Genomic DNA, 14,132 nt, shown 5'->3' on the forward strand with positions numbered 1-14,132 from the left:
GCATGGGGCAAACCTGCGGGAGCTGCGAAGATGGCGATATTGCTGGTGGATGATCACCCGATGCTGCGCCTGGGCCTGGTCGCGGCGCTGCAACAGGGCCTGGAGGGCATGACGGTGATCGAGGCGGCCAGTGGCGAAGAGGCGCTGGCCAAGGTCGGCGAGCAGTTGCCGGGGCTGGTGATCATGGACGTTGACTTGCCGGGTATCAGCGGCGTGGAAACCACCCGACGCCTGCGCCAGCGCCTGCCGCAACTGCGCGTGCTGTTTTTCAGCGAGCACACCGACCTTGGCCTGGTGCGCCAGGCCATGGCGGCCGGCGCCTGTGGTTACCTGTCCAAGGCGGCGGAGCCTGCCGTGCTGCTTGAAGCGGTGCGCCGGGTGCTTTGCGGGCATGCCTACATCGAACAGGCACTGGCCACCGAGCTTGCCTGTCAGCCAGGCGATACTGGCATTCACGGCCTGACCCAACGTGAAACGGAAATCTTTCTGATGCTGGCCAAGGGCACGCCGACCCGGCTGATCGCCGAGCAGTTGTGCATCAGCAGCAAGACCGTGAGCAACTACCTGACCCTGCTCAAAAGCAAATTGCAGGTGGCCTCCCAGGCGCAGATGGTGCGCCTGGCGATCGAGGCCGGCTTGCTGCGGGTGGTTGCCTAGTCCCAGGTGGTCGGGCAGCCCTGGCAGCCTTGCATGTTGCTGTCCTGGAAGTTGGCGTAATGCTGGCGGCTGCCGCGCAGGTCGGCCTGCTCCAGGTTGCTTTCGCCGAACTTGGCTTCTTGCAGATTGGCATCGGCAAGGTTGGCGCCCTTGAGGTCGGCCTTGCTCAGCCAGGTCATTTCCAGGTCGGCGGCCTGCAGTTTGCTGTTGTGCAGTTTGGCCCCGGACAGGCGGGCGAACTCCAGGTAGGCGGCGCTCAAGTCGGCGTTTTCGAAGTTGGCGCCCTGGGCGAACATGCCCCAGGCCTGTACCGCAATCAGCCTGGCATCGCGCAGGTCGGCCAGGCGCAGGTTGCTTTGCTGCAGGCTGGCGCGGGTGAGGTTGGCGCCTTGCAGTCGGGCTTTTTCCAGGTTGGCCAGGTCCAGGCGCGCGTGGCGCAAATTCGCCCCGCGCAGGTCGGCACCGGCCAGGTTCATTTTGCGCAGGTCCTGGTTGCTGAGGTCGGCGTTGCGCAGGTTGGCGTTGGGGCACTGGCTCTCCTGGGCGATGGTGCAGCCGTTGATGGTCAATGGCGCGTCGTCGTCGGCGAGGGCGGCGGTGCAGGCAAGGGTGAGCAAGAGCGGGAGGTATTTCATGGGGATCTCCTGGGGCTGGGCGATAGCAATCGCTGGCAAGCCAGCTCCCACAGGGTTTGGTATGCACCGATCCACTGTGGGAGCCGGCCTTGCCGGCGAGAGGGCGTCAAATCAGCGCTGGGCCGTCTTGGTGTCCCAGGCCGGGATCTTGAACACCCAGAACGAGCCACCCTGGGCCACCGGCTTGGTCAGCTCGGCCATGTCGCCACCCCACAGCGGCACCGCGCCGCCGTAGCCGACGGTCACGCCGATGTACTGCTCACCGTCCTGTTCCCAGGTGATCGGCGGCGAGACGATGCCGCTGCCAGTCTGGAATTTCCACAGTTCCTCGCCGGTCTTGGCGTTGAAGGCCTTGAAGTAGCCATCACCGGTACCGGTGAACACCAGGTTGCCCTTGGTCGCCAGCACCCCGGCCCACAGCGGCAGGCGCTCCTTGTGCTCCCAGACCATCTTGCCGGTGGTCGGGTCCATGGCCCGCAGCGAACCGACGTGGTCCTCGTACATGCGCTTGATCCTGAAACCCATGCCCAGGTAGGCCGAGCCTTTCTTGTAGTTGACTTCCTCGGTCCAGTACTCCTCTTTCCACTGGTTCGACGGCACATAGAACAGGCCGGTGTCCTGGCTGTAGGCCATCGGGTTCCAGTTCTTGCCGCCCAAAAACGGTGGCGAGACTTCTACCGGCTTGCCCTTGGTTTGCCCAGGTTCGGGTTTGGCCGGACGCTGGCCGGGGTTTTCCACCGGGCGGCCGGTCTTGAGGTCGATGTGGCTGGCCCAGGTGATGTTGTCGGCGAACGGGAAGGCGTTCTTGAGTTTGCCGTTGGTGCGGTCGACCACGTAGAAGAAGCCGTTACGGTCGGCATGGGCGGTGGCCTTGTACTGCTTGCCGTCTTTGTCCTTGTAGTCGAAGAGCACCAACTCGTTGTTGCCGGAAAAGTCCCAGGCGTCGTTAGGCGTGTGCTGGTAGAACCATTTCACTTCGCCGGTCGAGGGGTCGACACCGACCTGGCCCGAGGTGTAGAGGCTGTCATAGTCGTGCGGGTTGCCGTCCTTGGAAGTACGTGCCCAGGTGTTCCACGGCCCCGGGTTGCCGGCGCCGACGATGATGGTATTGGTCTGGGCATCGAAGCTTGCGCTCTGCCACGGCGCGCCGCCGCCATGGCTCCAGGCTTCGACCTTGCCGGTCTCGGTGTTCGGATCATCCGGCCAGGACGGCGCCTTGACGTCACCGGTGGGGGTGCTGTCCTTGCCGTTCAGGCGGCCCATGTGGCCCTCGACGAAGGGCCGCATCCACACCTCGTCGCCGGTTTCCGGGTCGCGGGCATACAGCTGGCCGACCACGCCGAATTCATCGCCGGAGCTGCCGTGAATCAGCAACACCTTGCCGCTCTTCTGGTCCTTGATCAGGGTCGGGGCGCCGGTCATGGTGTAGCCGGCGCTGTGGTCGCCGAACTTTTTCTTCCACACCACCTTGCCGGTGTCCTTGTTCAGGGCGATGACCTGGGCGTCGAGGGTGCCGAAGTAGATCTTGTCGCCATAGATGGCGGCGCCGCGGTTGACCACGTCGCAGCACGGGCGAATGTTGTCCGGCAGGCGATGGTTGTAGGTCCACAGGCGTTTGCCGGTCTTGGCATCGAGGGCAAACACCCGCGAGTACGAGCCGGTGACGTAGATCACGCCGTCGTTGACGATGGCCTGGGACTCCTGGCCGCGCTGCTTCTCGTCACCAAAAGAGTACGACCAGGCCGGGGTCAGCTTGAACACGTTGTGGTCGTTGACCTGGGCCAGCGGGCTCCAGCGCTGGGCATTGGTGCCCATGCCGTACTGCAGCACGTTGCCGGTGCTCTTGTGGTCATCGGCGATGTCTTCCCAGCTCACAGGTTTGGCCAGGGCATGCGGGGCAAGGGCCAGGCTGCCCAGCAGGAGTACGGTATGCACGGCAGCAGTCAGCGGGGAAAGTGCGGCGGGTAACGATCTTATTGTCATGGTTGGAGTTCCCAATGAAGGTTTTGGCCTGCATAGCCTGGAACGCCAAAGGCGCGATCGATACGGAAAATCTCCCGGTCTTTACGGGAAAATTTCCCAGGCCGGGCATGATTTGGCACTGCCCCACAAGCGCTACTACCAAGGGAGGAGGCTGCGGCCACCAAAGCAGCATGGGGCCCTCGCCAGCACGTTTCTAAGATGCCGGCACAACCTTTCAGCCGAGAGGTTTTTGCGTGCAAACAGCAGTCGAGGGCAGAACAATGAAAACAGCAAAAAACGCCTGGTTGAGCCTGATCGTCAGCGCCAGCCTGATGAGCAGCGCCGGGGCTTTTGCCCATGGCAACGTGACGCCGACCGCGGTCAACACCGGCAACCTGGAAAAGCTCGGTGAGCAGTGGCGCGCAGAAAACCCCTACCGCAACAGCAAGGACCACGACGAGGCGGTGTCCATCGGTGCTTCGGCCTACAACCAGAACTGCGCTGCTTGCCACGGCCTTGAAGCCAAGTCCGGCGGCATCGCCCCGGACCTGCGCTTGCTCGACGAAGGCGCAGCCGGTGATGAATGGTTTGTCGAGCGGGTGCGCAATGGCGCGGTACGCGATGGCCGGGTGTACATGCCGAAGATGGCTGACTACCTCAGCCAGGAAGCCTTATGGGCGGTGCGCAGTTATCTCGACAGCGTGCATGTCGAGGAGTGACTGTAGGAGCGGGCTTGACCCGCGATAGCGATTCAACAGTGAAATCGCATCGCGGGGCAAGCCCGCTCCTGCAGTAGGCCGTGTTTACAAGGTGTAGTGCTTCAACTCCCGGGCAATCAGCATGCGCTGGATTTCGCTGGAGCCTTCGTAGATCTGGGTAATGCGCGCATCGCGGTAGTAACGCTCGACCGGGTAATCTTCCAGATAGCCATACCCGCCATGCACCTGGATCGCCTTGGAGCACACCCGCTCGGCCATTTCCGAGGCGAACAGCTTGGCCTGTGAGGCTTCGCTCAGGCATGGCTTGCCGGCGCTGCGCAGGCGTGCGGCGTGGAGAATCAACAGCCGTGCGGCGTTGATCTGCACCTGCATGTCGGCCAGCAGGTTGGCGATGCTCTGGTGCTCGTTGATCGGCTTGCCGAACTGAATACGGTCACGCGAATACACCAGCGCCGCCTCGAATGCCGCGCGGGCAATGCCCAGGGCCTGGGCGGCGATGCCGATACGCCCGCCTTCGAGGTTGGACAGGGCAATGGCCAGGCCCTTGCCGCGCTCGCCGAGCATGTTGGCTGCCGGGATACGGCAGTTGTTGAGGGTTACCGCGCAGGTGTCGGAGGCGCGGATGCCCATCTTGTGCTCGCTGCGATCGACCACGAAGCCTTGGTGGTCGGTGGGCACCAGGAACGCCGAAATACCTTTTTTGCCCAGCTCCGGGTCAGTGACCGCGAAGACAATCGCCAGCCCTGCACGGCGGGCATTGCTGACGAACTGCTTGGCGCCATTGATCACCCAGTGATCGCCCTCAAGCTCGGCGCGGGTGCGCAGGTTGTGGGCCTCGGAGCCCGCTTGCGGCTCGGTCAGGCAGAAGCAGCCGATCACCTGGCCGCTGGCCAGGCGCTCAAGCCAGGTCTGTTGCTGTTCGGCGCTGCCGTAGGCGAGCAGCGGGCCGCAGCCCACCGAATTGTGAATGCTCATCAGCGCACCAGTGGCACCATCGCCGGCGGCGATCTCTTCGACCGCCAGAGCGTAGGCGACATAGTCGGTGTAACTGCCGCCCCATTGCTCGGGCACGACCATGCCCAGCAGGCCCAGCTCGCCCATCTTCTGCACCACGCCATCGTCGATCCAGCCGGCCTTTTCCCAGGCCTGGGCATGGGGGGCGATCTCGCCACGGGCGAAGTCCCGGGCCATGTCGCGGATCATGATCTGTTCTTCAGTCAGTTCCAGGTCTTGCATCTGCGTACTCCAGGCCTCAGAGGCCTTCGAAGAATTGATCCACGCGCTGGCGGTCGAGGCCGGCGAGGGTAGCGGGGTTCCAGCGTGGCTGCTTGTCCTTGTCGATGATCAGTGCGCGTACGCCTTCGATCAGGTCGCCATGCTCGAACCACTGGCGGTCCAGGTGCAGCTCCATCTTGAAGCAGTCTTCAAGACTCAGGTGACGGCCGCGACGAAGCATCTCCAGGGTCACGGCCATGGCCAGCGGCGAGCGGCTGTCGAGCAGATCGGCGGTTTTCAGTGCCCATTCATGGCTGTCGGCCACGGTCACGGCGCGCAGTTGCTCGACGATACTGGCAACGTCGGGCAGGGCGAAGAAGTGATCGATGGCCGGGCGCAGCCTGGCCAGCGGTGCGTCTTCAAGCACCTGGGTGCCGAGTTTGGCCAGCACCCCTTGCAGGTCCTTGAGCGGGTGTTCGCCAAAGCTCAGGGTGTCGAGGCGCTCATCGAGGCTGGCCAGTTTGCTGCTGTCCAGGTACCAGTCGGCCAGGCCGCAGTACAGCGCATCGGCCGCCTGCACCTGGACGCCGCTGACCCCCAGGTAGATGCCCAGCTCGCCGGGAATGCGCGAGAGGAAATAGCTGCCGCCAACATCCGGGAAATAACCGATGGCGGTTTCCGGCATGGCCAGGCGGCTGCGCTCGGTGACCACCCGCAGGTCGGCGCCCTGGGCCAGGCCCATGCCGCCGCCGAGGGTGAAGCCGTCCATCAGTGCCAGCACCGGCTTGGGGTAATGGTGGATGCACAGGTCGAGGGCGTACTCCTCGACGAAAAAATCCCGGTGCAGGCTGTCACCGGCCTTGTAGCTGTCGTACAGCGAACGGATGTCGCCGCCGGCGCAGAAACCTTTCGGGCCTTCGCCGCGCAGGGTCACGGCATGCACCTGTGAGTCCGTGGCCCAGGCGTCAAGTTGGCGCTGCAGGCGGCGGACCATGTCCAGGGTCAGGGCGTTGAGGCCGGTGGGGCGGTTGAGGGTCAAGTGACCGATATGGTTGCGAACCTCGGCCAGTACATGGACGTCGGTTGGCGCTTGAGCGTGCGCGGTCATCGCTTTCTCCCTGCTTTGTTATTGATTTTCCACGTGTTTTAACACGGTCTGGATAGGCGCTAGAGGATCGAAGGATCGTATCAGTGCAAATTTGCCCAATACAATCCGTAAATCTGCAGGCTCAGTCTGCATTTTTGCATGGGTGGGCGCGCCTAACGCACCGGGTCTTGCCACTTTAGCCTTGTGACACTGACGGGCAAGGGATTAGTTCCGCCTGCGGGCAGCCGGGCCGGTTGCGCCAAAGCAGCACGGGAGCGCCGCCAAGGCAGGGTATGGCCGCTTGCCTGGCCTTTCGATAATCGCCTCCGACATCTGTCCCCCCGTTTTGCGGAGAGCGCCATGCACAACAATAACAATGCCAATCGCCGTTTCCTGCCGTTGCTGACCAGCCTTGCCGCCCTGGGCCTGAGCCCGCTGGCCGGCGCCGAGATCATGCTCTACGACAAAGAGCAGACGACCTTTTCCACCGACGGCTACATCAACGCCTTCTACGTCAACAGCGACGTCGACCGCGCCGGGGAGCAATACGACCGTCGCCAGTCGCGGGTGAAGATGGGCTTTCTGCCCAATTACCTGGGCTTCAACATGACCCGCCAGGTCGATGACCTCAAGCTCGGCGGCCGGGCCTCGTTCTGGGTGACCATCAACGACAGCGAAACCAACGGCACCGACACCGCCATCGACGTGCGCCAGTTCTACGGCACCGTGGCCAACCCCGAATGGGGCGAGGTGTTGATCGGCAAGGACTTCGGCCTGTTCGCCCGCTCCAACATCCTCCTCGACGAGTTGCTCGCCGGCTACGGCCAGGTCAGCGACACCCTGGGCCTGGTCGATGGCGGCGGGGTGTCGTTCGGCAACATCGGCAGCGGCTACCCGTACCCGTTCCCGACCTCGCAGATCACCTACCGCACGCCGGTGTTGGACGGCTTGCGCATTGCCGTGGGGATCCTCGACCCGGTGGACACCAACGACGACAGCGCGGTGGGCAAGGCCTACCAGGAAAACCCGCGCACCGAGAGCGAGATCACCTACCAGTTCGACCTCGGCGGCGCGCAGATTTATAGCTGGCTCAACGGCACCTACCAGACCTCGGACAACACCGACAGCAGCGTCGATTCGGTGACTTCCAAGGGCCTCGGCTATGGCGTGCAGGCGAAGATCGGCGGGTTGTCGCTGACCGGCTCAGGTTTTACCGCCAAGGGCATCAACCCGTTCTTCACCAACAACGCCGGCGAGGCGACCTTGCGTGAGGTCGACAGCAAGGGTTATCTGCTTCAGGGGTCGTACAAGCTCGGCAAGAACCGTCTGGCGCTGTCGTATGGCAAGACCAGGGATGACGGCAATGGCGCAGTGAACACCGGCGCCGACTATGAAACCCGTGGCATTGCGCTGTTTCATGACATCAACGACAACCTCAAGCTGGTCGCCGAGTACAACCAGTTCGAGATCGACGGCCATGAAGGCGATGCGCAGAATGAAGACACCGATACCTTCGCCGTGGGCGCGGTGCTGACCTGGTAAACGCATTGACCGGTAGGAGCGGGCTCGCCCCGCGATGAGGCTACCCGCTCTACAACCAATGCCACCCATACCCAGTACCCAAGTAGCATTCGGCGCGCTACCGCGCCTGCCTAAACTGCCTGCATCGATCAATGCCCACCCAGGAGGCACCCATGCAGCAGTTCCCGGCCGAGGGCGTGATCAGTGCCGTGTCGCGGGCCAGCGCCGCTGAGCTTGCCGCCCAGGAACTGGCCAGCCAGCTGCTGCACCCGCACCTGGGTTTCGTGTTGTTCTTCTGCTCCGCCGAGTACGACCTGCCGGCCCTGGCCCAGGCCCTGCAACAGAGCTTCGGCGGCATTCGCCTGGCCGGTTGCACCAGTGCCGGCGAACTGACCCCCGACGGTTACGGCCGTGGCTGCATCACCGCCCTGGGTTTTGATCACCGGCAGTTTTCCATCGCCGCCGAACTGATCGACGCCATGCCGGCGTTCAGCCTGATCCAGGCCCAGGCCACGGTCGAGCGCCTGGTGGGCGAGTGTCGTAGCAATACCCTGGCGCCGATAAAGGGCCACAGCTTTGCCCTGACCCTGCTCGACGGCCTGTCCAGCCGTGAAGAAACCGTGCTGGCGGCACTCAGTGCGGCGTTGGGCGATATCCCGCATTTCGGTGGCTCGGCCGGTGACGACAATCATCTGCACCACACCCATGTGTACTTCGACGGCGCCTTTCGCAGTGGCGCTGCGGTGGTGCTGCTGGTCAACACCGGGCTTGAGTTCGAGGTGTTCACCACCCATCACATCGAGCCGCGCAGTGAAAAACTGGTAATCACCCGCGCCGATCGCCAGTTGCGCCGGGTCTACGAGCTCAACGCCGAACCGGCAGCGCTTGAATACGCGCAGTTGATCGGCGTGCCGGTCAGCCAGATCAACCACCGCACCTTCGCCGCCCACCCGCTGGCGGTGCGCATCAACGAGCGTTATTACGTGCGCGCCATCCAGCAGGTGCACGAGGACCTGAGCCTGAGTTTCTATTGCGCGGTGGAGAACGGCATCGTCCTCACCGCCATGCGTCCGGGGCCGCTGTTGCCGAATCTGCAGCACCTGTTTAGCGGCCTGCAACAACGCCTCGGGCCCTTGCTGCTGACCATCGGTTGCGATTGCTTCCTGCGCCGCCTGGAGCTCGAAGGCAGCGACAGCCTGGCCGCGGTCGGCAGCTTTCTGCGCAGCCAGCGGGTGCTGGGTTTCAACTCCTACGGGGAACAGTTCAATGGCATGCACATCAACCAGACCTTCACCGGCGTTGCCATCGGCCGACCCCGAGGCCAGCGTGAACAGTGACGCGCGCCTGGCCGAGCTGCAACGGGCCAACCACAAGCTGCTGCGCATCAACGCCGCGCTGATCGAGCGCCTGGAGTCGGGGGCGGCGCGCCCGGACGATTCCTATGCGGCGTTCCAGCATTCGGTGGTGCTGGCCGAACAGGTGCGCGAGCGCACCGATGCCCTGAACCAGACCCTGGTCGAGCTCAAGGCCAGCAACCACCTGCTCAGCGAGGCCCGGCTGCGCGCGGAAACCGCCCACCAGCACCTGGTCGATGCCATCGAAAGCATCTCCGACGCCTTTGTGCTGTTCGACCCGGACTTGCGCATCGTCCTCTTCAACAGCCGTTTCAAGGCCTTCTGGGCCGGCAGCCGCTTGCGCATCATCAGCGGTATGCGCCTGGCCGAGGTCAAGCGCCTGATGCACAGCAGCGGCCTGTTGCGCGAAGAACTGCGCGGCGTCAGCGACGAACACCTGCTGTACCGTCTGCACAACGGGCGCTGGCTGCAGGTCAGCGAGCGGCCAACCCAGGACGGCGGGCGGGTGATGCTGTTCACCGACATCACCGAGGTCAAGCACAGCGAAACCCGGCGCCGCGAGCAGGCGGTGGCGCAAAAGTCCTACTTGCTGCAACGGGCGGTCGACAACCTGTCCCAGGGCGTGGCCATGGTCAATGCCGACGGCGTGCTGGAACTGTGGAACCGGCGTTTTCTCGAACTCAGCGGCCTGGCGCCGATCGCCGCCCACCGATCCTTTACCGAAGTGATCGCCGACAGCGAACTGGCCTTGCTGACCCCGGCCAGCCGCGACGGCAATGGCCGCTGTGTGCATGAACTGGAACAGCGCCTGTTCGACGGACGCATGCTGGAAATCCGTACCCATCCGTTGCCCACCGGCGGTTTCGTCAACACTTTCACCGACATCACCGAACGCTACCAGCACGCGCAAGCCCTGAGCGAAAGCGAGCGCTGGATTCGGCTGATCACCGACCATGTGCCGGCGCTGATTGCCTACCTCAATGCCGAGCTGGTCTACGAGTTCACCAACAAGGTCTACGAGCAGTGGTACTGCTGGCCGCCGGGGGTGATGCTCGGGCAGAACCTGCGCGAGGTGCACAGCCCCGGGCACTACCAGCGCCTGGAGGGTTACATCGAGCGGGCGCTGGCCGGCGAGAGCGTGACGTTCGAATGCGCCGAGACCCACGTCAACGGCCAGGAACGCTACATGCTGCGCTCCTACGTGCCCAACCGCCTGGCCAGTGGCGAGGTGGTTGGGATTTTCGTGCTGATTCGCGACATCACCGAACGCCGGCGCAGCGCCGAGGCCCTGCACCAGGCCTACCAGAACCTCGAAGTGCGGGTACGCGAACGCACCGCCGAACTGAGCAAGGCCAAGCAGCAAGCCGAGCAGGCCAACCTGTCGAAGACCAAGTTCCTCGCCGCCGTCAGCCATGACCTGCTGCAACCCTTGAACGCGGCGCGGCTGTTCACCAGTGCCTTGCTCGAACAGAGCAGCGCTAACCCTGCGCTGGTGCGCAATGTCAGCAACTCGCTGGATGACGTCGAGAACCTGCTCGGCACCCTGGTGGATATCTCCAAGCTCGACGCCGGGGTGATCAAGGCCGACCTTGCCAGCTTCGCCGTCAGCGACCTGCTCGACAACCTCGCCGCCGAATTTGCCCATGCCGCCGCCAGCGCGGGCCTGCGCATGGCCTATGTGCCCTGTGGGCTGAGCGTGCACAGCGATATCCAGTTGCTGGCGCGGATACTGCGCAACCTGCTCAGCAATGCCATCCGCTACACCCCACGCGGCCGCGTGCTGCTCGGCTGCCGGCGGCGCGCCAAGGCGTTGTCGATCGAAGTCTGGGACACCGGCATCGGCATTGCCCAAGAGCGCCGCGAAGAGGTGTTTGAGGAGTTTCGTCGTGGTGATGCGCAGCGCCCGGACCAGGACCGCGGCCTGGGCCTGGGCCTGGCCATCGTCGACAAGATCGCCGGGATTCTCGGCCACCGCCTGCAATTGCATTCAGTGCCGGGCAAGGGCTCGGTGTTTACCGTCGAAGTGCCCTGCAGCCACCAGGCGCCCAGGCGGCTGGCCGAACCCGACCTCAGCGAGCCGCTGCGCGAACGCCTGGAAGGCGCGCGTATCTGGGTGCTGGATAACGACGCGGCGATCTGCGCCGGCATGCGCACCTTGCTCGAGCAGTGGGGCTGCGAGGTGGTGACGGCCTTGAGCGAGCAGGACCTGGCGCGCCAGGTGGCCTGCAACAGCGCCGAAGCCGACCTGCTGATCGCCGATTACCACCTGGACAACGGCCGCAACGGCGTCGATGCGGTGGCGGCGATCAACGCCCAGCGGGCTGTGCCGCTGGCGGCCTTGATGATCACCGCCAATTACAGCAACGAGCTAAAACAACAGGTGCGCGAGCGCGGCCATACGTTGATGCACAAGCCGGTGCGGCCGATGAAGCTCAAGGCCGCCATCAGCCACCTGCTCGGCGCCGAACTCAGCGCGCCACGCGGCCGCTGACGTAGTGCGCGCTGTCGTTGTAGCCGTGAGTCGAGGCGTGGCCCGGGGTTACCAGTGAATCGATGAAGGCTTCGTCTTCAGCGCTGATCTGCACCGCCAGCGCGCCGCTGTAGGTGTCCCACTGGGCTTCGGTGCGCGGGCCGACGATCGCCGAGCTGACCGCGCGGTTGTTGAGCACCCAGGCGATGGCGAACTCGACCATGCCGATGCCCCTGGGCTGCAGGTAGGCGTGGATCTGCTGGGCGATCTGCAGCGATTCGGGGCGCCATTCGGTTTCCAGGATGCGCTTGTCCTGGCGCCCGGCGCGGCTGTTGGCGTCGGGGCTGGCATTGGGCGCGTACTTGCCGCTGAGCACGCCGCGCGCCAGCGGGCTGTAGGGCACGATGCCCAGGCCGTGATGGGCGGCGGCGCTGAACTGCTCGGGTTCGGCCTGGCGGTTGACGATGTTGTACAGCGGCTGGCTGACCACCGGCTTGGGCACGCCCAGGCGCTCGGCCAGGTTGCACAGCTCGGCGATGCGCCAGCCGCGGAAGTTGGACACCCCCCAGTGGCGGATCTTGCCCTGGCGCAGCAGGTCGCCGATGGCGCCGACGGTGACCTCAAGCGGGGTGTTGTGGTCTTCGCGGTGCAGGTAGTAGATGTCCAGGTAGTCGGTGCCCAGGCGGGTCAGGCTGGCTTCGATGGCATTGAAGATGTGCTTGCGGCTTAAGCCGCTACGGTTGGGCAGGCCCTCGGCAGGGCCGAAGCCGACCTTGGAGGCTAGGATCCAGTCGTGGCGGTGGCGGGCAATGGCCTCGCCGACGATTTCCTCGCTGCGCCCGGCGTTGTAGACGTCGGCGGTGTCGATGAAATTGATGCCCTGGTCCCAGGCCTTGGCGATGATGCGCAGCGAGTCTTCGGTGCTGGTCGGCTCGCCGAACATCATGCTGCCCAGGGTCAGTGCCGACACCTGCAGGCCGCTTTGGCCCAGTGGACGGTAAATCATGATCGAAAGGCCTTTGGCGGTTGGAATTCGATCTGTTTTACACAGTTCGCCGAGGGATTAAAAGCATCGCTGGCAAGCCAGCTCCCACATCACCGGAACCTGTGGGAGCTGGCTTGCCAGCGATAGCAGCGCCGCGCAGTTGATCAGTTCGCCGCTTCGGCCGCCGCCCCGGCAGCCCGCACCCGCGAAACCCGCAACGCCACCAGGCTGCCAAACACAATCAAGCCCGCCAGCGAATACAGCGCGGCATCGGTCGAGCCGGTCTGGTCCTTGATGAAACCGACCAGGTAGGGGCTGAGAAAGCCGGCCATCTGCCCGACCGAGTTGATGATCGCCAGGCCCGCCACTGCGGTACCGGCGCTGAGCAGTGCGGTGGGCATTGGCCAGAACATCGGCAGGCCGGTGAGGGCGCCCATGGTGGCAATGCTCAAACCGATAATCGCAATCACCGGGCTGTGGCCGAAGTTCACCGCGATCAGCAGGCCCAGGGCACCCATCAGCATCGGCACCACCAGATGCCAGCGGCGCTCGTTGCGCAGGTCTGCCGAGCGCCCGACCAGCAGCATGAACACCCCGGCCAGCAGGTAGGGGATGGCGCTCAGCCAACCGATCAGCAGGGCGTCGCTGAAACCCAGGTTCTTGATGATCGAAGGCAGCCAGAAGTTGATCGCATAGACCCCGCTCTGGATGCAGAAGTAGACGAAACCGAAGGTCCAGATCAGCGGGTTGGCAAACACCGACAGCAGGCTGTCGCTGCTGGTCACCGGCTTGCTGGCGGCATCGGCCTTGAGGTCGGTTTCGATGATCTGGCGTTCGGCCGGGCTTAGCCATTTGGCCTTGGCGTAACCATCACTGAGCAGGAAGATCGCCAGAAAGCCCAGCAGCACGGTCGGCAGGCCCTGGATCAGGAACATCCACTGCCAGCCGGCCAGGCCATGCTGGCCGGCGGCGAAATGATTGAGAATCCAGCCCGAGAACGGCCCGCCGAGCAAGCCCGACACCGGGATCGCCGACATGAACAGGGCCATGATCCGCCCGCGACGGGTGGCCGGGAACCAGCGCGAAAGGTACAGCACGATGCCGGGGAAGAAGCCCGCTTCGGCGGCGCCGGTGAACAGGCGCAGGACGTAGAACTCCATGGGCGTGGTGACGAACAGCAGGCAGGTCGACAGCGTGCCCCAGGCGATCATCATCAGCGCGATCCAGCGCCGCGGGCCGAAGCGGTTGAGTGCCAGGTTGCTGGGCAGCCCGCACAGCACATAGCCGATGAAGAAAATCCCGGCACCCAGGCCGTAGATGGTTTCGCTGAACTTGAGCGCATCGAGCATCTGCAACTTGGCAAAGCCGACGTTGACCCGGTCCAGGTAGTTGAACAGGTAGCAGATGAAGATGAACGGAATCAGCCGCAAGGTGATGCGCCGATACAGCGCATTGCGGGTGACGTCTTGGCCTTGGTCAGGGGCAGGGCTGTATGACATGATTCTCTCTCTGTTGTTATGTTTATC

At 64.2% G+C, this 14,132-nt stretch carries 11 protein-coding genes; 5 read left to right on the forward strand and 6 right to left on the reverse strand.

Annotation, left to right across the window (positions count from 1 at the left end):
• Positions 1–30: 30 nt before the first annotated feature.
• A complete protein-coding gene (locus UB48_RS25495; RefSeq protein ID WP_045201961.1) occupies positions 31–657 on the forward strand; it encodes a response regulator transcription factor in 627 nt (208 codons plus the stop codon).
• Here UB48_RS25495 and UB48_RS25500 read toward each other — a convergent pair.
• Positions 654–1,292 (reverse strand): pentapeptide repeat-containing protein, encoded by a 639-nt coding sequence (locus UB48_RS25500; RefSeq protein WP_045201964.1) that lies wholly within the window; start codon positions 1,290–1,292, stop codon positions 654–656. The two genes, UB48_RS25495 and UB48_RS25500, sit on opposite strands and share 4 nt — an antisense overlap.
• A gap of 111 nt (positions 1,293–1,403) precedes the next feature.
• Positions 1,404–3,275, reverse strand: a complete 1,872-nt coding sequence (exaA, locus tag UB48_RS25505; protein WP_045201965.1) for a quinoprotein ethanol dehydrogenase — start codon at positions 3,273–3,275, stop codon at positions 1,404–1,406.
• A 260-nt stretch (positions 3,276–3,535) separates the two neighbouring features.
• On the opposite strand from exaA, the gene pedF reads away from it, so the two are divergent.
• Positions 3,536–3,973 carry a cytochrome c-550 PedF gene (gene pedF, locus UB48_RS25510; RefSeq protein ID WP_045201967.1) on the forward strand — a complete coding sequence of 146 codons (438 nt, stop codon included), beginning with the start codon at positions 3,536–3,538 and terminating at the stop codon, positions 3,971–3,973.
• Positions 3,974–4,057: 84 nt separating this feature from the next.
• On the opposite strand, the gene UB48_RS25515 is transcribed toward pedF, so the two are convergent.
• Positions 4,058–5,209, reverse strand: a complete 1,152-nt coding sequence (locus tag UB48_RS25515; protein ID WP_045201968.1) for an acyl-CoA dehydrogenase family protein — start codon at positions 5,207–5,209, stop codon at positions 4,058–4,060.
• Between the two features lie 16 nt (positions 5,210–5,225).
• Complete coding sequence (locus UB48_RS25520; RefSeq protein WP_045201970.1) at positions 5,226–6,296, reverse strand: enoyl-CoA hydratase/isomerase family protein; 1,071 nt, start codon at positions 6,294–6,296, stop codon at positions 5,226–5,228.
• Between the two features lie 339 nt (positions 6,297–6,635).
• Here UB48_RS25520 and UB48_RS25525 point away from each other — a divergent pair, with 339 nt between their 5' ends.
• The 3 genes from UB48_RS25525 (at position 6,636) to nahK (ending at position 11,642) form a co-directional block, all read left to right on the forward strand.
• A complete protein-coding gene (locus tag UB48_RS25525; protein WP_045201972.1) occupies positions 6,636–7,817 on the forward strand; it encodes a porin in 1,182 nt (393 codons plus the stop codon).
• A 152-nt stretch (positions 7,818–7,969) separates the two neighbouring features.
• Positions 7,970–9,133: a nitric oxide-sensing protein NosP gene (nosP, locus tag UB48_RS25530; protein ID WP_045202024.1), complete on the forward strand. Its 1,164-nt coding sequence runs from the start codon at positions 7,970–7,972 to the stop codon at positions 9,131–9,133.
• Positions 9,063–11,642 (forward strand): hybrid sensor histidine kinase/response regulator NahK/ErcS', encoded by a 2,580-nt coding sequence (gene nahK / locus UB48_RS25535; RefSeq protein WP_045201974.1) that lies wholly within the window; start codon positions 9,063–9,065, stop codon positions 11,640–11,642. Before nosP ends, nahK begins: the two co-directional genes overlap by 71 nt.
• Here the strand turns inward: nahK and UB48_RS25540 are convergent.
• Together UB48_RS25540 and UB48_RS25545 are read right to left on the reverse strand one after the other, a co-directional pair.
• On the reverse strand, positions 11,620–12,627 hold the full coding sequence (locus UB48_RS25540) for an aldo/keto reductase (RefSeq protein WP_045201976.1): 1,008 nt from the start codon (positions 12,625–12,627) through the stop codon (positions 11,620–11,622). The genes nahK and UB48_RS25540 overlap by 23 nt on opposite strands.
• A gap of 143 nt (positions 12,628–12,770) precedes the next feature.
• Positions 12,771–14,105, reverse strand: a complete 1,335-nt coding sequence (locus UB48_RS25545) for an MFS transporter (RefSeq protein WP_045201978.1) — start codon at positions 14,103–14,105, stop codon at positions 12,771–12,773.
• Positions 14,106–14,132 lie beyond the last annotated feature (27 nt).

Source organism: Pseudomonas sp. 2(2015), from assembly GCF_000955865.1.
In the GTDB taxonomy this organism is placed as follows: Bacteria; Pseudomonadota; Gammaproteobacteria; order Pseudomonadales; family Pseudomonadaceae; genus Aquipseudomonas.